The organism is Pedobacter metabolipauper (assembly GCF_004362715.1).
GTDB classification, from domain to species: Bacteria; Bacteroidota; Bacteroidia; order Sphingobacteriales; family Sphingobacteriaceae; genus Pedobacter; species Pedobacter metabolipauper.
Genome location: NZ_SNYC01000007.1, coordinates 219678 through 243227, shown reverse-complemented (window position 1 = coordinate 243227; position 23550 = coordinate 219678). Strand labels below are relative to the sequence as shown.

Below are 23550 nucleotides of genomic sequence, written 5' to 3'. Positions count from 1 at the left end.
GATCGTACATATGAAATTTAGTTTACAGGCAAAAGACACCCATTCGAAGGCAAGGGCAGGAACAGTTACAACAGATCACGGAGAGATACAAACGCCTATCTTTATGCCTGTAGGAACAGCAGGAACCGTTAAAGCGGTACACCAGCGCGAGCTGAAGAATGACATCGATGCCAAAATAATTCTTGGAAATACTTACCATTTATATTTAAGGCCAGGGCTGGATATTATTGAAAAAGCAGGCGGACTGCATCAATTTATTGGCTGGGACCGTCCGATTTTAACGGACAGCGGGGGTTATCAGGTGTATTCTTTAAGCAAAGTAAGAAAAATTAAAGAAGAAGGTGTCACTTTCCGTTCACATATTGATGGGTCAAAACACTTATTTACACCAGAATATGCAATGGATATTCAACGCACCATTGGTGCCGATATCATCATGGCATTTGATGAATGTACCCCCTACCCATGTGATTACAAGTATGCCGCTTCTTCCATCAACATGACCCACCGCTGGTTAAAAAGATGCTGCAACCGTTTTGATACCACAGAACCTAAGTATGGGTTTAACCAAACCCTGTTTCCAATTGTCCAGGGATCGGTATATAAAGACCTGAGGGTTAAATCTGCAGAATTCATTGCGTCCATGGATCGTGAAGGAAATGCCATTGGCGGCTTGTCAGTAGGCGAACCTGCAGAAGAAATGTACGGCATGACCGAAGTGGTGTGCGATATACTACCTTATGAGAAACCCCGTTACTTAATGGGCGTAGGCACACCGATCAATATTTTAGAGAATATAGCACTTGGGGTTGACATGTTTGATTGCGTTATGCCAACAAGAAATGCAAGGAATGGTATGCTTTTTACCAAAAATGGCATTATTAATATCGGTAATAAAAAGTGGGAGAATGATTTTTCACCCATTGAGCCGGATAGCGATCTATATGCCGACCAGGTATACTCAAAGGCCTATTTAAGGCATCTGATGCATTCAAAAGAAATGCTGGGTGCACAAATTGCTACCCTGCATAACCTTCATTTCTATATATGGCTGGTAAAACAAGCCAGAGAAAAAATTATTAGTGGTGAGTTTTACGCCTGGAAAAACAAAATGGTAACTATATTAGGGAATAAATTATAGATGAACTTTATAAAAAACAGGATTAAGATCATAGACTGGTATATCATCAGTAAATATTTAGGTACTTTTTTATATACCTTAACACTGTTTGTTATCATTATTATCATTTTCGATCTGTCGGAAAAACTGGATGATTTTTTAACTGCAAACCTTACTTTCTGGCAGGTAATCACCTTGTATTATGCAGGTTCTATTCCGTTTTACGTGAATATGCTTTCCCCGCTGATCAACTTTATTGCGGTTATATTCTTTACCGCTAAAATGGCCGATCAGACAGAGATCGTACCCATATTAAGCGGCGGCGTCAGCTTTAACCGTTTCCTGGTACCCTATTTCGTATCTGCATTTATCATTTTTGCGGTCAATCTGGCTGCAAACCTGTATATATTACCGTATACAAACCGGTTAAAGAATAGCTTTGAAAACAATTACGTAAAGAAGAACGAATCGTCAAGCAAAACCAATATCCACATGAGGCTGGATGAGAAGACGTACATTTACATGGATAACTTTGATAACAAAACCATGGTTGGACTTAAGTTTTCACTGGATAACTTCAACGGAGATGTACTTACCAAAAAGCTGGTAGCCCAGGAGATTAAATACGATTCACTTAAACACAACTGGAGACTCACCAATTATTCGATCCGGTACATCAATGGCCTTAAGGAGACCTTTGTAAGCGAATTCTCCAAGCCAAAAGATACGATCCTTGATATGCGGCCCGATGATTTCTCTGCATATGACAATATATTCGAGAACCTGAGCAACAGGGAGTTGAGCGACAAGATCAGGAAAGAAAAGATCCGCGGAACGGGTATTTGGAACGACCTGCTATTTGAACGCTATAAACGCTATTTAAATCCGCTCTCAGCCTTCGTATTGACTTTGATAGGCGTTGCCCTGTCCTCACGTAAAGTACGCGGAGGCGTAGGTCTGCCGCTCGGGATCGGCATACTATTAAGCTTTGGGTATATCGTATTGAATCAGTTTGCCAAAATGTTCTCTTTAAAAGGAGGGATTTCACCCTTATTTGCTGTATTGGCACCTACTATTTTCTTTGGATTACTGGGCTATTATTTACTCAGAAAAGCGCCAAAATAATGAACGGAAAAACATCAGTTACCAGGAACTTACTGATCCTGCATTTCACTGTATTTATATGGGGCTTTACAGGAATACTGGGAGCCCTTATTTCTATCAGTGCAGTCCAAATGGTATGGTACCGGGTGTTGATTGCAAGCCTCACTCTATTCGCTTATTTCATGCTTACAGGCACCAGTATAAAGGTGACTAAAAAGCAATTTCTGCAGTTCTTTTTTACCGGCAGTATTGTTGCCATACACTGGATCTTATTCTTCCATGCCATCAAAGTTTCTACTGTTTCTGTAACCCTGGTATGCCTTTCTTCCTTCACCCTTTTCACGGCAATACTCGAACCGCTCATAAAAAAACAGGCCATTTTAATCCCCGATGTGATCGTCGGATTGATCATTATTTTAGGAATATATCTTATTTTTAAGTTCGAATCCCAGTACACATCAGGCATTATATTTGGGCTTTCATCAGCACTAGCCTCGAGCTTATTTGCAACGATCAACTCCGCTCTGGTACAAAAAAGCGAGCCTAAAATTATTGGTTTTTATGAACTGACCGGTGCATTTTTCTGGATCACCTTATACCGTTTATTTGACCAGAGCCTGCTTACAGAGACCTTCAATTTAAGTCTGAAAGACTGGGCATACCTGGGCGTTTTAGGTACCATTTGTACGGCCCTTGCCTACGTTGCCGGAGTCTCGGTAATGCGTACACTCTCGGCTTTCAGAGTTGCCCTGATCACCAATCTTGAACCCGTATACGGCATCCTTCTGGCCTTCATTTTCTTCGGAACAAAAGAGACCATGTCCACCGGTTTTTACCTTGGGGCAGCACTGATCATCGGGTCAGTTTTCTTGTATCCAATCTACAAAAAACGCAAGAATTTACAGTAGTTTTCTATCCAATCCCCAAGGGTAGGGGAGTCTTTTTCCCGGCAAACAGCAGTCCCAAAAAGAGTATATTCCATATACATCCACGCATTTCACCAAAGAAATTTAATTGTATTTATAACCTAAATAGTGTATCTTGATTGCAGATTTTCAGGTATACTGATCCTGGATAGGGTTCTTTATAAAACAGGGGTAAAAATAGTTTAAATCATCAAAAAACAAAGCTATTTGAATAATTATATAAAATCTATATATAAATGAATATCAATTATTTAAATAATTATATATCATTAAAAAAACCACATAAAGAACACTATAAACACAAAACTATACTAAATATTTTAGCAATACAAATTTATGGGTATTATTAAACCAATCAAGATACTGAAAATCAAATTTTTAATACTCATTATATTAAGTTTAATTTCACATACTGCTTTTTCACAGATATTTAGTGCGGACCAGAACCCGCTTAGTGTAAAATGGAGGCAAATAAATGTATCCGGGTTCCAGCTGATCTATCCGGTCGAACTTGAAAAAGAGGCGCAGCGGATGGCCAATACGATCAGCTATATTTTTCCCTATGTTGGCGGAAGCTTAGGACGGCAAAAAACATCCATCCCCATTGTGCTTCAAAACCGCGGGGTCATTGCAAATGGCTTCGTTCAGCTTGCTCCAAAAAAGTCAGAATTCTACACCACCCCGCCCCAGCAATTTGACAGCCAGGATTGGCTGAACAACCTTGCCGTTCATGAGCTGAGACACGTTGCACAATTTGATAAACTGACCGGAGGAAAAGCACATCCGTTTCCGGAAGATGTTTACTTTGCATGGTTTGGCGTAAGCCTTCCGCTTTGGTATTTTGAAGGAGACGCGGTAACCATCGAAACGGCATTAACAAATGCAGGCAGAGGAAGGCAGCCGTCATGGGTGATGCCCTACCGGGCCAACCTGCTGGAAGGAAAAAATTACACCTATAGCAAGATCAATTTTGGATCAGACAAAGACGTCACTCCCGGTTATTACCAATTGGGTTATCTGATCTCATCAGCCATCCGGAAAGAATCCGGCCGTGACATTTTTGACAGCGTGCTTACCGACATCCGAAACAGACCACTCCGCCTCTATCCGTTCTCCAGCAGTCTAAAAAAATTTACTGACCGCGGAAGCAAAGACTGGTTCCTTCATACGACCGGTATCCTGCAAAAAGAGTGGACAGCACAAAGTCAAAAAACAACCACCAAAACCTATACTGTTTTAAATAAAAAAACCAGTTATGCCAGCTCCCATTTCCTGCCTGTAAAATTAGACGACGGACGGATCCTGAGCCTCAAACAAAGCAAAGCTGAAGCTGCCCATTTTACGATCACAGACAGCAGTAAAAATGAAACCAAACTGATCGGGACCGGCTACCAGGAACAACCCTGGTTTAGCTACGCCAACGGACTTATTGTTTGGGACGAGATCAGATACGATCCCAGGTTCCGTCAGAGAAGTTACAGCGTGATCTGCAGCTACGACCTTCAAACAAAAAAGATCACCAAACTAAGCGCAAGAAGCCGGATCTTCTCCCCGTCATTGTCCATGGATGCACGCAGGATCATTGCCGTTCAGTTTGATCTGTCCAACAACTGCAGCCTGATCGAACTCGATGCAGCTAATGGCAAAATCATCAAAGTCTATCCAAATCCCGGAAACGAGATCCTGCAGACACCTGCTTTTGATGCCAGTGGTACAAAGATCAGTTTTGTATCTGTGAGCGAAAAGGGAAAGGCATTGCGGATCATTGACAGCGATAACAGAATCACCACTTTGATTGCTGAAACTCAACAGCAGATAACCAGGCCGATCTACATTAAGCAAGGAATAGCTTTTAACGCTCACTATGAAGGCATCGATAACGTTTACTACATTGACACCGCTACAAAAAAGATAAGCGCTCTGAGCGCCTCTAAATACGGCGGATTCAATCCTGCCTATCATGCTCCCACAAACCAAATACTATTTAACAATTATTCTGCGGATGGCTACGACATTGCAGAAACACCTTTTGACGGCAAGGAGCTTCAAAAGAACAATTTCGTTTATTTCGGGGCTGCCGCAGAAAAACAGGAAAATACCGGAAACGTATTTTCGAACATCCCCGACAGCACATATACCACGAGGAAATATAAAACCCTCGGCAACCTGTTCAATCTCCACAGCGTTGCCCCGGTTATTGAAGACGAATACCAGGGTGGATTACAGTTTACGTCAAATAACCTGCTGAACACCTTCGATTTTTTTGCCGGTGCAGATTATCACCGGGACCTAAACCGTTTTGAGTATAGCAGCGGGTTTTCACTAAAAAGCTTTTACCCTGTTTTTTACGCAACCTACAGAAACCGGCCAAGACGCACTTTTTATAACAGCCAGGCCGGCATTCAGCAGGGAGACTGGAGAGAGCATAACTTTCAGCTTCAGGCTTCCCTCCCATTAAGCCTCACAGCCCGCAACCACACGTACAACCTCTCTTTCAACACGCTAACCAGCTATACTGAAAGATACATGGGTGAGAACATGCCTGAAAATTATATCCGTACACTCCGGTTCCCTATGCAGTACGGCTTTACGCTCACACACGCTTTAAGGGCTGCAGAAAGAGACATCGCACCCCGGTGGGCACAAACACTCCGGATCACCTATCTGCATCAGCCATTTGACAATAATCTGAAAGGAAACTTATTCGCGGCAGAAAGCTTCGCCTATTTTCCCGGAATTGCAAAGAATCACTCTTTCCTGGCCAGTTTCAATTATCAGCGTTCATCAGGCATCCGCCAATATGATCAGGAGATCAGTACCGTTTATGGTTACAACAACATTCTGGCAAAGCACAGGCTAAACAATACGCTGCTTTTTAATTATCGTTTCCCATTTGCTTTTCCTGATGCCGAAGTCGGGCCTCTGGCCTATATCCGCAACTTAAGGGGCGGTCTTTTCTGTCATTACGAGAACATCGGTACCGAAACAAATCTTGGGCAGCCTAAAACTTTTGGCTTTGAATTGCGTAGTAGTATGAACCTGCTGCGTTATCAACCAATTGTTGATGTTGGCGCAAGATTTGTATTCGTGAATAAAATATATCACCAGAATCCTATCTTAGAATTAATTTTAAACTATAGTTTTTAGACCATGACCGCCAAAACCATCTTTATCATTGCAATTACCGCCATCATCAGCATCTTTTTAATGCTCAATACAGATGCTGTTGAATTCAACCTGATCTTTGTTAAAAAGGACATCTCGAAATTAGTGATCGTAGGTATTTGTACTTTTATCGGTTTTATTCTGGGCTATTGGGCCGGGAAGCCTAAAACTACGGTAAGTTCCTATGATACAAACAATCCCCAGGAAACTCCTGAGGACCGTAGAAATGAATTGAGTGATGAAGACCGCGATTATATTAGCTAAGCGCTTGTTTAATATCACCGAGAATATCGTCAATATGTTCTAAACCGATAGAAAGACGAATTGTTCCCTGCTCAATACCCACCTGCAATCTTTCTTCCTCAGTTAATTTGGAATGCGTACTTGTTGCCGGGTGTGTTGCAATTGAACGGGTATCACCGAGGTTGGCCGAGATGGAGAACATCTTCAGTTTATCCATAAACTGAGCAGCAGCAGTAACACCGCCTGCAATTACGAACGTTACAATACCACCACCCTGTTTCATCTGCTTTTTAGCGATCTCATACTGGGGGTGTGATGGAAGAAACGGATATCTTACTTGTTTAACCGCTTCATTACTTTCCAGAAAGTTAGCTACTTTTAATGCGTTCTCACAATGTCTGTCCATACGAACAGCCAGGGTTTCCAGACTTTTAGACAGCAACCAGGCATTAAATGGCGACATCGCCGGGCCGCTATGCCTGGCAAACCCTTCAATTTCAAGAATCAATTCTTTAGAGCCAAGTATAACCCCGCCTAATGTTCTTCCTTGTCCGTCAATAAACTTGGTTGCCGAATGGATCGATATATCTGCACCGAGTTTGATGGGTTGCTGCAGATATGGCGTAGCAAAACAGTTATCCACAACAAAGAGGATGTTGTGTTTCTTTGCAAGTCCGGCCAGCCACTCCAGGTCAATAATATCAATACCAGGATTGGAAGGGGTTTCCACAAAGATCATTTTTGTGTTCGGCTGTATTCCATTTTCCCATTGCTCCAGGTTATCGAGGTCGGCATACGTATAGCTGATCCCCCATTTGGGAAAGATCCCGTTTAAAAGCTGGTGAGTAGAACCAAAAACCGAACGGCTGGAAAGCACATGGTCGCCGGATTTAAGGAATGCCGCAAATGTGGTAAATATCGCAGCCATCCCGGTAGCGGTTACCCAGCCGGTCTCTGCTCCTTCTAAAACGGCCATTTTATCAATCAGCTCTGTAGTATTCGGGTTGGCGTACCGGCTATATACATTTCCTTCCTTCTCATTGGCGAAAAGTGCACGCATCTCCTCAGCATCATCAAATTTATAACTCGAAGTGAGGTATAACGGAACGGAATGTTCTTTAAACTGGGTTCTTTCTGCTTGTAAACGTATGGCTAAGGTTTCGAAATTATCTTCTTGCATGTTAGTTTTGATGTATGGTATATGAGAAATTAAGTTGAGCGGAACGCCCAAGAATATTGGATACTGAGCAATATTTTTCGAAAGTTAAGGCCAGTGCCCTTTCTACTTTCTGTGCATTTAATGCACCATAAAGATTAAAATGAATGTCGATCACATCAAATATTGGCGGCATCTCTTCGTCTTTACGTGTTGCGTTTATGGTGATCTTAATATCATCCAATGGTTCTTTTTGTTTATTCAGCACATTGACCATATCAATACCACTGCAGCCACCAAGACCAACAAGCAGCATTTCCATTGGTCTGAAACCTTTGCCTTCACCGCCTATTTCCGGTTTAGCGTCGATCTCAACTTTTTGGCCCATAGCATTCTCCGCCTCAAAATTGAATTTATTGTTTTTGCGTACCAGGTTAATCTCCATCGTTATGTTATTAAGATCTGTATAGCTGACTATACGTTGTAAAATACTTTGTTATTTTTTTCAAGTTCAGGAAGTTTGATGTCCTGATCAAACACCGCAAAAACGCAGGAACCGCTTCCACTCATGGCCGCAAACAATGCGCCTGAACGATACAGCTCGTTTTTTACCCGTTCAATTTCAGGATATTTTGAAAATACGGTATTTTCAAAATCATTCTTTAAATTTGATTTCCAGTCCTTCAACGGCAAATGTATTAAATCTTTTAGCGAAGTAATAGCATCCATTGGCTTTATTCCATGGTATGCATCCGCAGTAGATACGTGAACCGCTGGTTTTACCAGAACGATGTAATAATTTGACAGTTCTATTTCAATCGGACTGAATACATCACCTATTCCTGTAGCAAAAACTGGCTTATTGCGAATAAAGAACGGGCAATCTGCTCCAAGCTTTCCCGCATATGCTTCCATTTGAAGATCAGATAAAGACAGGTTGAATTTCGTGTTTAGCAGCTTAATCAGGAATGCAGCATCAGAGGAGCCGCCACCAAGACCTGCTCCTACCGGAATGTTCTTAAGCAGGGTAATTTGCTGCGGAGGAAGATCAAAATCATTTTTAAGCAGTTGATAAGCTTTCAGGCAAATGTTATCTGTAGTACCACCTGGTATGTCAATACCTTTGATGAAACAACGGGTTTGCGGTGCGTCCGTAATTTCAATTACATCATACAATTTAACCGGATAAAAAACAGTTTCAAGATTGTGATAACCGTCCGTCCTTTTTTCTATAACGTTCAAACCAAGGTTTATCTTGGCATTTGCAAAAGCAAGCATCTGTCTATTTTTCTGCAAACTTACAAAATCATCAAGGCCAAATGTTATTTACCGGGAAATTTTAAATATTCAGCGTTTTTTCTGCAGGTTTGAAGCCATATTTTTGTGAAATTGAGCGCAAACGATCCAGGTTGAGCAGCATAACTGTTCGGGTTGTGTTAAGGTCATCTCCTCACACTATACACGTCTCATTCACTTCTTCTTCACAAAAAGGTACCTTTTTGTGAACTAAATGTGAGCAAGGTGTGAAGGAGACGTGAATAAGGGTACTACGCTACCCGAACTCCTGAGCAACTCAGTCCCAAGCCATACACTGTGTCTTATTTTCCTGAATTCGCTTTACACCTCTATTGATCTATTCAAATTGCCGCTGCTTATTTTTGTGAGAAACTGAATTTTTGACTACAAAGTTTTTAGCTTTGCAGGTGTATATTTAACATTTGCCATCTGTTTAAACCATTCGATGAAACAATATTTAGATTTAATGCAGCATGTGCTGGATCATGGCACACAAAAACATGATCGTACAGGTACAGGCACCATTAGCGTGTTTGGTTACCAGATGCGTTTTAACCTGCAGGAGGGCTTCCCTATGGTTACCACTAAAAAACTGCACCTTAAATCAATCATTCATGAGTTGATCTGGTTTTTAAGCGGAGATACCAACATTCAGTATCTAAAAGAAAATGGTGTAAAGATCTGGGATGAATGGGCTGATGAAAACGGAAACCTTGGCCCCGTATATGGTTCTCAATGGAGATCATGGCCTGCTCCCGATGGAACACACATCGATCAGATCAGCCAGATCATTGATACCATTAAAAATAACCCGGACTCCAGAAGGATCATTGTATCCGCATGGAATGTTGCCGATATTGGACATATGGCCCTACCCCCATGCCACGCCTTCTTTCAATTTTATGTGGCAGACGGAAAACTGAGCTGCCAGCTTTACCAGAGAAGTGCCGATATATTTTTAGGCGTCCCGTTCAATATTGCATCGTATGCGTTATTAACCATGATGGTTGCGCAGGTATGCGGACTGGCCTATGGGGATTTTATACACACGCTTGGTGATGCACATTTGTACAACAATCATATTGAGCAATCCAAACTCCAGCTGAGCAGGGAATCAAAGAAATTACCGGTCATGGAAATTAATCCTGAAGTAAAGAACATCTTCGACTTTAAATTCGAAGACTTCAATTTAACAGGTTATGAACCACATCCGCACATTAAAGGAGCTGTTGCCGTATGATCGTAACCATAGTAGTTGCCATTGCTGAGAATAATGCCATTGGTAAGGACAACCAGTTGTTATGGTATTTACCGACAGATTTAAAGCATTTTAAAGACATTACCAACCACCATACGATCATTATGGGCCGTAAAACGTTTGACTCTATTGGCAAGCCTTTGCCAAACAGACGTAACATCGTAATTACAAGGAATACGGATCTCAGCATTCCAGGGGCCGAAGTAACGAATACATTAGACCAGGCGCTGGAGCTTTGCAGCAAGGATGATGAAGTATTTATTGTTGGCGGTGCAGAGATCTATAGGCAGGCATTGGGCAAAACAGACCGGATATACCTCACCAGGGTACACGAAAGCTATTCAGCAGATACCTTCTTTCCTGAGATAGATCCTAATGTATGGAAAGAGATCAGTTCCGAAAAACATCAGCCAGATGAAAAAAACAAGGTGGCATACACATTTGCAACACTGGAACGCAAATAGTACAGCACCATAATAAAAACTTTAACAACGTGGTCTATTAATTAAAAAAATAATTAGATTTGCCGACTTGTTAAAAAAATATATAGCTTATATAGACTAATAATTACAAACAAATGCAGGGTAAAGGTTTTATTAAATTTATGGCAATACTATTAGGTATTGTCTGTGTGTATTCTCTCTCATTCAACTTCGTCACATCGAAAGTTGAAAAAGACGCAAAAGCTCACGCCAAAGGTGATCCAATCAAAGAAAAGGCTTACCTGGACTCTATGGCAACAGTACCAGTTTATCCTGTATTTGGATTTAACTATCAGTTCTGTAAAGAAAAAGAAATTAACCTTGGGCTAGACCTTAAAGGTGGTATGAACGTAACGATGGAGATATCGTTAGCAGAATTGGTTAAATCATTAGCAAACAATACTGATGATGCTAACTTTAACAAAGCACTTTCTCTTGCTCAAACGCAACTGAATGCTGGTGGTAAAGATTTCATCGCCTTATTTGTAAATGAATTTGAAAAACTTTCTCCGAATGTAAAACTTGCTGACTTCTTCTCTAACCAGGACAATGCAACGGTTATCAAACCAAATGCAACCAATTCTGAGGTAAAAACCTTTTTATCTAAAGAAGCAACCAGTGCAATTGACCGCTCATTCATTATCATCAGAAGCCGTATTGATGGATTTGGTGTAGTGAGCCCGAATATGCAGAAACAAGAAGGCACCAACCGGATCCTGATTGAAATGCCGGGTGTTCAGGATATTGAAAGGGTTCATAAACTTTTACAAGGTTCTGCAGAATTGCAGTTCTGGAAAGTTTACAACAACGAAGAAGTATATTCCGTATTAGAAAACATCAACAAAACACTGGCATCAACCTTAAAAGTTGAAGCTCCGGCTGCCGGAACAACAGATACTGCTGCAAAATCAGGAAGTAAATTAGCCGGTCTTGCAAAAACCAATGATGCTAAAGACTCTTCGGCGGTTAAAACACAGGAACTCACCAAATCGAATCCTTTATTCGCAGTTTTAAATATCCCTACCTTCCAGGGCGAAAACGGACAGCAATCTTTACGTCCGGGACCCGTAGTGGGTTGGGTTGCTCAAAAAGATACTTCAAAGGTAAACGCTTATTTCAGAAGACCTGAAATTGCATCGATCATTCCTCAGAGCTACAAATTCATGTGGAGCGTTAAGCCAATGGATATCTCTATATCTGGTGGTGCTAAAGTTTTTGAACTGTATGCCATTAAAGTAACTTCTACTGATGGTAAGCCAGATCTTTCTGGTGATGCGATCAGCGATGCCCGTGCAGACTTCCAGGATGGCAACAAACCTGAGGTAACCATGAGGATGACTGGTGAAGGTTCTATCAAGTGGAAAAAAATTACTGCTGAAGCTTCAGCAGATCCAAACAATAAAAAATCAATTGCCATTGTATTGGACAATGCAGTTTACTCTGCCCCTACCGTACAAGATGAGATTCCTAACGGAAGCTCTTCAATTACCGGTAACTTTACCGTAAATGATACACAGGATTTAGCCAATATCTTAAAAGCAGGTAAACTTCCTGCCCCTGCAAGGATTGTAGGTGAGTTTGTGGTTGGTCCGTCTTTAGGACAGGAAGCTATTGATAACGGCTTACTTTCATTCGTACTTGCGTTTGTGGTGATCCTGATCTTTATGGCTTTATATTACAATAAAGCAGGTTGGGTTGCTAACCTGGCACTTGTAATCAACTTGTTCTTCATTATGGGAATATTGGTATCACTGGGAGCTGTACTAACCTTGCCTGGTATTGCCGGTATCGTGTTGGTAATTGGTCTTTCTGTTGATGCAAACATCCTGATCTTTGAACGGGTACGTGAAGAATTAACCTTAGGTAAGCCAACACCAGTTGCAATCCGTGAAGGTTTTAAACATGCCATGTCTTCAATCATCGATTCAAACGTAACCGTATTGGTATTGGGTGTGATCCTTTACATATTTGGTACCGGACCTGTTCAGGGTTTTGCAACCACGCTATGTATCGGTATCTTATCTTCATTATTCTGTGCGGTACTGATCTCCCGTTTGGTATTTGAATTCCTGCTTGATAAAAAAGTAGACATTACGTTTGGAAACAGTGTAACCATTCACGCTTTCAAAAACATTGCTTTTGACTTCGTTGGACGCAGAAAGATCTATTATATCATTTCATCAGCAATCATTATACTTGGTTTTATCTTCTATTTCAAAAACGGCGGCTTAAATCTGGGTATTGACTTTAAAGGTGGCAGAACATACATCGTTCATTTTGATAAAGGAATGGATACTGAAGATGTAAAATCTCAGTTAACCGCTGTATTCCCTGAATCAGAGACCATCGTTAAAACCGCAGGTGCTGATAATGAATTAAAGATCACCACTACTTTCCACATTACAGATCCGGATACTAAAGCGGATAAGATTGTCGAAAATGCGTTAAAAGCAGGATTGGCTAAAACTGGTGTTAAGTATACCATTGAAAGTAATGAAAAGGTTGGTCCTATCATTGCAAGTGACATCGTTTACGGAGCTTACGGAGCAATCTTATTCTCTTGTTTAGTGATGTTCTTCTATATCGTAGTGAGGTTTAAAAAATTAAACTACGGTTTAGGTGCTGTAATTGCCCTCTTCCATGATGTTTTACTGGTATTGTCATTCTATACCATTCTGGATGGAGTTATGCCATTCTCATTAGAGATCGGACAGGATTTCATCGCGGCAATATTAACCGTAATGGGATACACCATGACAGAAACAGTGGTTGTATTTGACAGGATCCGTGAAAAACTTGCAGAAAGCGGTAAAGAAGATCTTCATGGTGAAGAACGTAATAAACTAATCAATTTCGCATTGAACAGTACCTTAAGTCGTACCATCTTAACTTCATTAACCGTATTCTTTGTATTGTTGGTGATCTTTATTTTCGGTGGTGCCAGCATCAGAGGCTTTATATTTGCCTTGTTGATCGGTCGTGTGATCGGTACTTATTCTTCATTATGTATCTCTACCCCTATCGTAATTGACCTGGGTAAAAACAAATAAGAAACAATACATATAATATTAAAAGGCATCCGGTTGGATGCCTTTTTTGTTTGCCATAAATTCCATTTGGTAGCGGATTATATGTAATTTTGAATGCATACATGACCAGGAAAACCAAATAATGACCCAAAACCCTGTTAAACTCATTGAATGTCCGCGCGATGCGATGCAGGGTATTCACCATTTTATTGACACCGATCTTAAGGCTCAATACATTAACCTCCTGCTGCAGGTTGGGTTTGATACCATTGACTTTGGAAGCTTTGTTTCTGAAAAAGCCATTCCGCAGTTAAGAGATACCAAAGAAGTATTGTCAAAGCTGGATCTAAGTAATACGACTTCTAAGCTGCTGGCTATTGTAGCGAATTTAAGAGGTGTACAGGAAGCCGTAAAACATGAAGAGATCAATTATCTTGGATTTCCTTTTTCCATCTCAGAAACGTTTCAGCAACGGAATACCAATTCCAGCATTGCACAATCGCTGGACACCGTTAAACAGATGCTCGAACTATGTGATCAGAACAATAAAAAGGCGGTAGTATACCTGTCTATGGGTTTCGGAAATCCTTACGGCAATGAATGGAATGCGGAGATTGTTGAAGAATGGTCAACTGTACTAGTCGGTCATGGGGTTAAGATCTTGTCTTTATCTGACACCACTGGTATTTCTTCACCGGAAAAAATAAAACAGATCTTACCAGCACTTGTAAGTGCCTTTAAAAATGTAGAAATAGGTCTTCATTTACACAGTACGCCAAATACCCGTTTTGAAAAGATCGAAGCCGCTTATCAATGCGGATGCAGACGCTTTGACAGCGCATTAAAAGGATTTGGCGGTTGTCCGATGGCTGCTGATGATCTTACCGGAAATATGGCTACCGAAGAGCTGATCAGCTATTTAAATAGTAAGGGCGAACCTTTAAACCTGAATATGGACAAATGGAATCAGGCTTTGCTGTTATCCCGGGAGATCTTTTTTTAAGCAGCCTGTCTTTAGCTTTTCTTAACCATTTTAAAATGCTGGATCCCGGCCTCTTCAAACTGATCACCTTCAGCCACAAAGCCGAATTTTGCATATAATCCCATCGCATCGATCTGGGCATTCAGATAAATGTAGCTGGCATCAGCAGGCAGATCATGCAAGGCCGCAGCAACAAGTGCCTGTCCGATCCGCTTTCCCCTATATTCTTTTAATACGGCAAAGCGTTCCAGCTTATAACCAGCATCTGTTTTACGCCACCTGCAAGCCCCGCATGGATTGGTATTGATCAGGGCCAGAAAATGGGTTGAGACCTCTTCATTTTCCCATTCCAGTTCGGGTGGGCAATTCTGTTCTTCAACAAAAACAATTTTACGAATGGCAAATGCCTGTTCCAGTTCTTCTTTGTTTTTTATTTTAATTACCTGAAGAGTTTCCATTTTATGTTGGGGTTAGCTTGTCAATTGTACAAAAAAGCGCCACAAGTAGATTCTTGCGACGCTTCGATTATTTTTAGTAAATTATAATTTATCGCTTGCGTCTTTGCAGTTTAAATCTTCAAAAGCTTGTTTTAAACGGGTAACGAAGTTTTCTTCCCCTTTACGCAACCAAACGCGTGGATCATAATATTTCTTATTTGGTTTATCTTCTCCATCCGGGTTACCGATCTGACCTTGAAGATAAGCTTCATTTGCTTTATAATATTCCAAAATACCTTCCCAGTATGCCCATTGCATATCGGTATCAATATTCATTTTAATTGCACCATAAGAAATTGCCTCTCTGATCTCTTCCTGAGAAGAACCAGATCCGCCATGAAATACAAAATTAACTGGTTTTTCTGCAGTAAGTCCGAATTTCTCTTTTACAAAGTCCTGAGAGTTTTTAAGAATTACAGGTTGTAATTTAACATTTCCCGGTTTATAAACGCCGTGAACGTTACCAAATGCAGCAGCAACAGTAAATTTATCACTCACTTTGCTCAATTCTTCATAGGCATAAGCAACTTCAGAAGGTTGTGTGTATAATTTAGAGCTGTCTACATCACTGTTGTCTACACCATCCTCTTCACCACCTGTAACACCAAGTTCAATTTCAATGGTCATTCCTAATTTAGCCATACGCGCTAAATATTTTGCTGAAATTTCCATGTTCTCTTCAATAGGCTCTTCAGAAAGGTCAAGCATGTGTGATGAAAACAAAGGTTTACCATGTTCAGCAAAGAATTTCTCACCATGATCCAACAATCCATCGATCCATGGCAATAACTTTTTTGCGGCATGGTCTGTGTGTAAAACAACTGCAACACCATAGTGCTCAGCTAATAAATGAACATGTTTAGCAGCAGAAACCGCGCCCAGTACACATGCATTTAAATTATCATTATTTAATGTTTTACCTGCATAAAATTGTGCTCCGCCATTAGACAATTGAATAATTACCGGCGAATTAACTGCCTTAGCAGTTTCCATTACCGCGTTGATGGTATTTGTACCTGTAACATTTACCGCTGGCAATGCAAACTGATGTTTTTTAGCCTGTTCAAATAATTCTTGAACGGCATCTCCGTAAATTACGCCTTTATAGCCTTTTAAACTCATCTTTAATATTTTATATGTACGCCGAAGTTATGAATATTTTAACTAAAGTTATCCTTAAACAAGCATAAACTGTTCTAATTTTTTTTCGTTTCTTTGTACTCGCATTTTTCAAGAAATAACATGGCTTGGTTTAAGAGAGAAAAAAAAGGTATCAGTACGCTAACAGAAGAAAAAAAAGAAGCACCGGATGGTTTATGGAACAAGTGTCCGAACTGTAAGAAAGCACTTCATAGCGCAGACCTGGTAGAAAATAAATACGTTTGTCAATATTGTGACTACCATTTAAGGGTAGGCTCCAAAGAATATTTCCAGGTTCTGTTTGATGACAATCAATTTACAGAGCTTTTTGCAGACCTCACATCTGCAGATCCGCTAAACTTTACAGACAGTAAACCGTACACGGAGCGACTGGTAGAGAGCATGGCTAAAACCGGCTTAAAAGATGCCATCCGTGCCGGATATGGTAAAGTAGAAGGTGAAGACCTGGTTATTGCCTGTATGGACTTCAATTTTATAGGCGGATCAATGGGATCAGTTGTAGGCGAAAAGATCGCCAGATCTATTGATTATTCCATTAAGCATAAGATCCCGTTCCTCATGATCTCTAAGTCTGGCGGCGCACGAATGATGGAAGCTGCATTTTCATTGATGCAAATGGCCAAGACATCGGCAAAATTAGCCCTTCTAAGCCAGGCTAAAATTCCTTACATCTCTTTGCTTACAGATCCTACTACAGGCGGTGTAACTGCTTCTTATGCCATGCTTGGCGATATTAACATTGCTGAACCAGGTGCACTGATCGGCTTCGCCGGTCCGAGGGTAATTAAAGAAACCATTAAAAAGGATTTGCCTAAAGGATTTCAGACTGCCGAGTTCGTATTGGAACATGGTTTCCTGGATTTCATTGTAGACCGCAGGTCAATGAAAGCTAAGCTGGCATCGTTCCTTAAAATGATGAAGAATTAAATACTAAATTAACAGAAATAAAAAATCCCGCTTCTGCAATTGCAAAAGCGGGATTTTTTTGTATTCGCTACAATTATTTTTCTGTAGACAGTGAATAAGGGAAATCAGATTCACTTGTTCCTCTTGTTTTATTTGGTTTTGACGTCATGTCAAAATCAAGGGTAGCACCTTTTAATAAATTAGAGTGGCTCAACCAGTTTTTGGTTTGCTCTTTACCATTGTATTTCAGTCCTTGAACATACCGGTTATCATCGCTGTTATTTGGCGCATTGATCACCACAGTTTTACCGTTCTCAAGGGTTAAGGTTACTTTCTTAAATAATGGAGCACCTACAACATACTGATCAACTGCAGGCGTTACCGGATAGAATCCCAAAGCAGAGAATACATACCAGGCAGAAGTTTGACCGTTATCTTCATCACCGCAATATCCGTCTGGAGTTGCTTTATACATTCTGTTCATGGTTTCACGAACCCAGTATTGGGTTTTCCATGGCGCACCAGCATAGTTGTATAAATAGATCATGTGCTGAATTGGCTGATTACCATGCGCATACTGGCCCATGTTTGCAATCTGCATCTCTCTGATCTCATGGATCACACCACCATAATAGCTGTCATCAAAAACTGGAGGAAGTGTAAATACAGAATCCAGTTTGCTTACAAACTTATCTTTTCCACCCATTAGCTTAGATAAGCCATCAATATCCTGGAATACTGACCAGGAATAATGCCAGCTGTTACCTTCAGTAAATGCATCACCCCATTTAAATGGATTGAATGGAGACTGGAAGCTTCCATCTTTATTCTTTCCGCGCATTAACCCGGTAGCCGGATCAAAGAGTTTTTTATAGTTCAATGCACGTTTTGCATAGATATCAATTTCTGCTTTTGGCTTGTTCAACGCCCTACCCAATTGGTAAATGGTAAAGTCATCATAAGAATACTCCAATGTTCTTGCTGCATTCTCATTGATCTTTACATCATAAGGAACATAACCCAGTTCATTGTAATATTTAACACCGGCACGTCCAACTGCCTGGATCGGGCCTTCATTGTTTGCACCATGAGTTACGGCATCCCACAAGGTGTTGATGTCATATCCACGGATCCCTTTAATGTATGCATCTGCAACAACAGAAGCAGAGTTATTGCCGATCATGATATTGGCATATCCGGGGCTGGACCATTCTGGTAACCATCCGCCTTCTTTATAATCATTGATCAGTCCTTCCTGCATTTCTTTGTTAATAGAAGGATACATCAGGTTAAGGAATGGGTATAAAGCTCTGAAAGTATCCCAGAAGCCTGTACCTGCAAACATATAACCTGGTTTTATCTCACCAGTGTATGGGCTCCAGTGAACAATTTTATTGCTGGCATCCAATTCGTACATTTTATTCGGGAAGAATAACGTACGGTATAAGCTCGAGTAAAAAGTGCGGGTTTGATCAATTGATCCGCCTTCTACACTGATTTTGCTCAATGTTTTATTCCAAACGGCTTTACCTTTTTCTTTTGTGGTTTCAAAGTTATCGTTAGCCAACTCTCTTTTTAAACTGATGTCAGCTTGTTCGATGCTGATAAAAGAAGAGGCAACCTTCATGTTTACCTGCTCGCCTTTAGCCGTTTTAAAACCTACAATTGCACCAGAGTGATCACTGGTTAATTCCAGGGTATCTTTTGCAAGGTTTCTGCCTCTTGTTGCATTGGCAGAGGTAAATGCCTTGTCAAAATAGATTACAAAGTAATTTTTAAAGTTTTTAGGTAATGGTCCGCGGGCGTACCTGGTGCTGTATCCTACAATTTTACGTTCTGCAGGAATGATCTTAATATAAGAACCTTTATCAAATGCATCAACAACTACATAAGAATCATCAGATTTAGGAAATGTAAAACGGAACTGAGCAGCTCTTTCTGTTGGTGCAATTTCTGTAGTTACATCGGCATCTGCCAGGTAAACACTGTAATAGTAAGGTTTAACAATTTCAGCCTTGTGAGAGAACCAGCTGGCCCTGTCATCCTGGTTAAATTTCATTTTACCAGTTACCGGCATAATGGCAAACTGACCATAGTCGTTCATCCATGGAGAAGGCTGGTGTGTTTGTTTGAATCCCCTGATCTTATCAGCTTCATAAGTATATGCCCATCCATCACCCATTCTACCTGTTTGGGGAGTCCAGAAGTTCATACCCCATGGCAACGCGATGGTTGGGTAAGTATTTCCGTTAGACAGCGCAGGCTTACTTGCCGTACCCATTAACGGATTGATCCATTCTACAGGATCTGTGATCTTTCCTACTGTTTGAGCAAACGTGCTAAACGATGCTAAAACCAGTGAGGCGGTTAGGAATCTTTTAATCATATTTATAATTTTCATTTAATGTGTTACAATGCTGGATTTGCAGAATAAGCTACCCATAGCTCATCTAGTGTTTTGCCGGTCTCTTTTTTCCAAAGTTCAGCGGTAAAAGTATGAGCGCGTAAGTTAGCATCTAATTTTTTAACCAGGCCTTTATTTCCGTGACTTTCTAACCAGGCCAGGAAGCGGGCAGTAATTCTATAGCTATTGGTATAGCTTTGGGTATCTTTATATTCTGGAAGTGCCCATTTGGCTCCCGGATTATCAACACCAAATTTATAACGTACATAATCAGCAATACCTTCTGTAAGCCATCCTGGTCCGGCACCACGTCCGTAAGACTGGATCACGTGCATTACTTCGTGCGTTACCACATCAACATCTGTTGGATGCTGTTTAAAATAAGCAGGGCTGTAAACAATTCTGCCTCCTCCTGTTGCTGCAACGCCTTTGTATGCGGTATCAATTACAAAGTTCAGTTCAGTAGCTGCATTTTCATTGTATTCTTTTTTTAGAAGCGGATAAACTGTAAAAAAGGTTTCAATCATCCTTTGTTTTAATCTCGGATCAAAGGAACTGTCTAAACTGGTAAAATTTAGGGTAAGTCCGTCTCTTTTAATAGTTTCTTTTTCCTGAGCGTTTGATTGGTAACCGCATAAAGTAACGAGAGCGGTTAAAACGATCAATTTAGTGGTTTTGTTCATATGCTTTTTAAGTTTAAACGATTTAGCACACAAATAAACATAATATAATGTAAATTTATATAGATCAATCGTAACAAAATCAAAGGCAATATAAAGTTTTTTACCAAATATTATTAAACTAAAAAAAGCAGTACGGTTTGGTACTGCTTTTTTTTAAGTTATTGTGAATCTTGCCTATTCGCTCCCTGGCATTACACCAGGTTCATGTCCGGATCCCAGCGGCTTGTTTTTACGTGCCGGCTGTTTCGTAAAACTGGATCTGTCCAAATGAGATACCGATGAGGTCTCTCCATTGGTAAGTTCTTCATTCGATTTATCCGTTTCTTTATAAACGGTTTTTTTAGGTTCTTCTTTATCTGTAGTTTTCATAGTTCAAAAGATTAGTTAAATAATAATAATCAAACTAATAACACCTCTTAAACTTGTATTGTTTACATAAATTGAAAACTCGTTAGGCAATTACATTCTGGCTCACAATATCTTTTACCTTCTGAACTACAAAATCCAGCTCTTCTTTTGTGGTGTATTTGCTAAATGAAAAACGTACTGACGGACGGTTTGGATCTGCGGATATTCCGTTCAGCACATGAGATCCGATATTAGAACCGGAAGAGCAGGCACTTCCGCCAGATGCAGAGATACCATTAATGTCCAGGTTAAACAACAGCATGTCTGACATTTCCATAGCCGGGAATGAAACATTTAAAACGGTGTATAAACTTTTAGCAGGTTCTATTTCTCCATTAAAGTAAAGATCAGGAATTTCACTGGTCAGCTGCTCAATCATATAGCTTTTTAATTCCTGAATGTGCTGCTGGTGTGCATCCATTTCTGCATATGCAATTTCCAGGGCTTTGGCTAAACCAACAATTCCATACACATTTTCAGTTCCGCCACGCATGTTGCGTTCCTGTGCACCCCCAAAGATCATCGGACTGATCTTTATCGTATGGTTAACGAACAAGAACCCCACCCCTTTAGGGCCATGAAGTTTATGTGCTGCACAAACAATGAAGTGGGCTTTGAGCTTTCTTACATCGTGTACATAATGTCCCATCGTTTGAACGGTATCGCAATGGTAAATGGCATTGTATTTTTCACAGATATCCCCTACCTTCTCCATGTCTGTTAATGTTCCCAATTCATTATTGGCATGCATCAGGGATACGAAAGAACGTTCATTATTTTCCAGAAGCTGTTCCAGATGGTTTAGATCAACATTACCTTTTTCATCAATATCAACAAAGCTCAGCTTATCGATCACGCCTTGCTGTAAAAGCATGGTTAGCGTATGCTCAACGGCGTGGTGTTCTATTTTAGAGGTAATTGCATGTTTAATGTGATAGGCAGCAATACCGCATCTTATTGCGGTGTTGTCTGCTTCAGTACCTCCAGAAGTAAAGAAGATCTCTGCAGGGGTTGCATTTAAAAGGCCGGCAACTGTTTTCCTTGCCTTTTCGATCAGTGTTCTCACTTCACGTCCCTGTGCATGAATAGAAGATGGGTTACCATAATGCGATTTCATCACATTCACCATTTCGTCGATTACCACTGCATCTAAAGGTGTAGTAGCGGCATTATCTAAATAAATCCTGTTCATCTTCTTAATTCAATTTTAAAATTTCTTTGATATCTGATATAATTTTTGAGGCCAGGTTCTCTGCCACAGTTTCACTACCGGCTTCGCTGTAAATGCGGATGATCGGCTCTGTATTAGATCTGCGCAGGTGAACCCATTCTTTATCGAATTCAATTTTCAAACCATCGATGGTACTGTTTGGCTGGCTTTTATATTTTTCCTGAACTTTGATCAGCAGTGCATCAATATCCATCTCTGGTGTCAGTGTAATTTTATTCTTAGAAATATAATATTCAGGGTAGCTGCTTCTTAACAAAGAGATGGATTTACCAAATTTTGCCAGATGGGTTAAAAATAATGCAATCCCTACCAATGCATCGCGACCGTAATGTGATTCCGGATAGATGATCCCTCCGTTACCTTCACCGCCAATAATGGCCTGGGTAGCTTTCATTTTATTCACTACATTAACCTCACCTACTGCAGCCGCATTATATATTCCACCCGCTTTCTCGGTTACATCTCTCAATGCCCGTGTTGAAGAAAGGTTCGAAACCGAATTACCCGGTGTATTTTTCAGAACATAATCTGCAACAGCTACCAGCGTATATTCTTCACCAAACATGGTACCATCTTCATTTACGAAACATAAACGGTCCACATCCGGATCTACTACAATACCCAGGTCGGCATTCTTACTTTGCACCAGCTTTGCGATCTCTGTTAAATTTTCAGGCAAAGGTTCCGGGTTATGCGGAAACTGGCCATTGGGTTCACAGTAGAGTTCGTATACCGTCTCCACACCTAAAGCCTTTAACAGCGCAGGAACAAAAATACCGCCTGTTGAGTTTACACAGTCAATAGCAATTTTAAAGTTTGCGTTCCTGATCGCTTCTACATCAACCAATGATAAGGCAAGGATACTGTCTATGTGTTTCTGCAAATACGAATTATCAGTAATTACCTTTCCAAGCTGGTCTACATCAGCAAATTCAAATGCTGCACGTTCTGCAATATCAAGAACCTCCTTCCCATCTTCGTCACTGATAAATTCACCAGATTCATTCAACAGCTTTAACGCATTCCATTGTTTCGGATTATGACTTGCCGTTAAGATAATACCGCCCCCGGCCTGTTCCAATGGAACCGCAATTTCTACGGTTGGCGTGGTAGAGAGGCCCAGGTCAATCACTTCAATACCCAATCCCTGCAGTGTGCCGATGACCAGGTTATTCACCATTTCGCCTGATATTCTTGCGTCACGGCCCAATACAATTTTCTTAATAGATGTTCTGCTGATTACCCATGAGCCATAAGCAGCGGTAAATTTCACAATATCAATGGGGGTTAAGCCATTACCCGCTGCGCCGCCTATTGTTCCCCTAATTCCGGAGATCGATTTTATTAATGTCAATTTATTCAGTTTTTTTCCAAAAATAACAAAAAAACAGCAAAACAAGTGTGTTTAACTTAGCGGATCAATAAAATCATTGTGTTTTAAAAATGCAGTGACGAGATAATTAATCCCGCCGTATGCAGTTCAAAATACTATATTTGTA

At 40.6% G+C, this 23550-nt stretch carries 20 protein-coding genes; 10 read left to right on the top strand and 10 right to left on the bottom strand.

The features are described 5' to 3' along the window. The first annotated feature begins 10 nt into the window (after positions 1-10). From tgt to ATK78_RS19745, 5 genes are all read left to right on the top strand, one after another. Positions 11-1141, top strand: coding sequence for a tRNA guanosine(34) transglycosylase Tgt (gene tgt / locus ATK78_RS19765; RefSeq protein WP_133577858.1), 1131 nt, complete (start codon positions 11-13; stop codon positions 1139-1141). After that, complete coding sequence (locus ATK78_RS19760) at positions 1142-2245, top strand: LptF/LptG family permease (RefSeq protein WP_133577857.1); 1104 nt, start codon at positions 1142-1144, stop codon at positions 2243-2245. After that, a complete protein-coding gene (locus ATK78_RS19755) occupies positions 2245-3132 on the top strand; it encodes a DMT family transporter (protein WP_133577856.1) in 888 nt (295 codons plus the stop codon). The genes ATK78_RS19760 and ATK78_RS19755 overlap by 1 nt, the downstream gene beginning before the upstream one ends. Before the next feature lie 354 nt (positions 3133-3486). Then, positions 3487-6297, top strand: a complete 2811-nt coding sequence (locus ATK78_RS19750) for a TolB family protein (protein WP_133577855.1) — start codon at positions 3487-3489, stop codon at positions 6295-6297. Between the two features lie 3 nt (positions 6298-6300). Next, positions 6301-6579 carry a LapA family protein gene (locus ATK78_RS19745; protein ID WP_133577854.1) on the top strand — a complete coding sequence of 93 codons (279 nt, stop codon included), beginning with the start codon at positions 6301-6303 and terminating at the stop codon, positions 6577-6579. Here ATK78_RS19745 and ATK78_RS19740 read toward each other — a convergent pair. From ATK78_RS19740 to ispE, 3 genes are read right to left on the bottom strand one after another with little or no spacing between them, the layout of a single operon-like run. After that, positions 6572-7738 carry an O-succinylhomoserine sulfhydrylase gene (locus ATK78_RS19740; RefSeq protein ID WP_133577853.1) on the bottom strand — a complete coding sequence of 389 codons (1167 nt, stop codon included), beginning with the start codon at positions 7736-7738 and terminating at the stop codon, positions 6572-6574. The genes ATK78_RS19745 and ATK78_RS19740 overlap by 8 nt on opposite strands. A gap of 1 nt (position 7739) precedes the next feature. Beyond that, positions 7740-8159 (bottom strand): OsmC family protein, encoded by a 420-nt coding sequence (locus ATK78_RS19735; RefSeq protein ID WP_133577852.1) that lies wholly within the window; start codon positions 8157-8159, stop codon positions 7740-7742. Between the two features lie 29 nt (positions 8160-8188). After that, entirely contained in the window at positions 8189-8992 is an 804-nt protein-coding gene (gene ispE / locus ATK78_RS19730) for a 4-(cytidine 5'-diphospho)-2-C-methyl-D-erythritol kinase (RefSeq protein ID WP_133577851.1), read from the bottom strand. 463 nt (positions 8993-9455) lie between these two features. Between ispE and ATK78_RS19725 the strand changes: the two genes are divergently transcribed. The 4 genes from ATK78_RS19725 (at position 9456) to ATK78_RS19710 (ending at position 14782) form a co-directional block, all read left to right on the top strand. Next, a complete protein-coding gene (locus ATK78_RS19725) occupies positions 9456-10250 on the top strand; it encodes a thymidylate synthase (protein ID WP_133577850.1) in 795 nt (264 codons plus the stop codon). After that, positions 10247-10732, top strand: a complete 486-nt coding sequence (locus ATK78_RS19720) for a dihydrofolate reductase (RefSeq protein ID WP_133577849.1) — start codon at positions 10247-10249, stop codon at positions 10730-10732. The genes ATK78_RS19725 and ATK78_RS19720 overlap by 4 nt, the downstream gene beginning before the upstream one ends. A gap of 113 nt (positions 10733-10845) precedes the next feature. Then, on the top strand, positions 10846-13800 hold the full coding sequence (gene secDF / locus ATK78_RS19715; RefSeq protein ID WP_133577848.1) for a protein translocase subunit SecDF: 2955 nt from the start codon (positions 10846-10848) through the stop codon (positions 13798-13800). A 121-nt stretch (positions 13801-13921) separates the two neighbouring features. Continuing rightward, positions 13922-14782, top strand: a complete 861-nt coding sequence (locus tag ATK78_RS19710) for a hydroxymethylglutaryl-CoA lyase (protein WP_133577847.1) — start codon at positions 13922-13924, stop codon at positions 14780-14782. An 11-nt stretch (positions 14783-14793) separates the two neighbouring features. Here ATK78_RS19710 and ATK78_RS19705 read toward each other — a convergent pair whose 3' ends face one another. Together ATK78_RS19705 and fbaA are read right to left on the bottom strand one after the other, a co-directional pair. Further along, complete coding sequence (locus ATK78_RS19705) at positions 14794-15219, bottom strand: GNAT family N-acetyltransferase (RefSeq protein ID WP_133577846.1); 426 nt, start codon at positions 15217-15219, stop codon at positions 14794-14796. Between the two features lie 81 nt (positions 15220-15300). Beyond that, positions 15301-16380, bottom strand: coding sequence for a class II fructose-bisphosphate aldolase (gene fbaA, locus ATK78_RS19700; RefSeq protein ID WP_133577845.1), 1080 nt, complete (start codon positions 16378-16380; stop codon positions 15301-15303). 120 nt (positions 16381-16500) lie between these two features. Here fbaA and accD point away from each other — a divergent pair, with 120 nt between their 5' ends. Further along, the gene (gene accD / locus ATK78_RS19695) at positions 16501-17346 is read left to right on the top strand and encodes an acetyl-CoA carboxylase, carboxyltransferase subunit beta (protein WP_133577844.1); all 846 of its coding nucleotides are present in this window, start codon (positions 16501-16503) and stop codon (positions 17344-17346) included. 73 nt (positions 17347-17419) lie between these two features. Here accD and ATK78_RS19690 read toward each other — a convergent pair whose 3' ends face one another. The 5 genes from ATK78_RS19690 to glmM all read right to left on the bottom strand — a co-directional run bounded on the left by ATK78_RS19690 (position 17420) and on the right by glmM (position 23405). Then, positions 17420-19711, bottom strand: a complete 2292-nt coding sequence (locus tag ATK78_RS19690; RefSeq protein WP_133577843.1) for a GH92 family glycosyl hydrolase — start codon at positions 19709-19711, stop codon at positions 17420-17422. A 23-nt stretch (positions 19712-19734) separates the two neighbouring features. Beyond that, the gene (locus ATK78_RS19685; RefSeq protein WP_133577842.1) at positions 19735-20412 is read right to left on the bottom strand and encodes a basic secretory protein-like protein; all 678 of its coding nucleotides are present in this window, start codon (positions 20410-20412) and stop codon (positions 19735-19737) included. A 174-nt stretch (positions 20413-20586) separates the two neighbouring features. Further along, positions 20587-20781, bottom strand: coding sequence for a hypothetical protein (locus ATK78_RS19680; protein ID WP_133577841.1), 195 nt, complete (start codon positions 20779-20781; stop codon positions 20587-20589). Between the two features lie 82 nt (positions 20782-20863). Further along, positions 20864-22012, bottom strand: coding sequence for a cysteine desulfurase family protein (locus ATK78_RS19675; RefSeq protein WP_133577840.1), 1149 nt, complete (start codon positions 22010-22012; stop codon positions 20864-20866). 4 nt (positions 22013-22016) lie between these two features. Then, a complete protein-coding gene (gene glmM / locus ATK78_RS19670; RefSeq protein WP_133577839.1) occupies positions 22017-23405 on the bottom strand; it encodes a phosphoglucosamine mutase in 1389 nt (462 codons plus the stop codon). Positions 23406-23550: the final 145 nt, after the last annotated feature.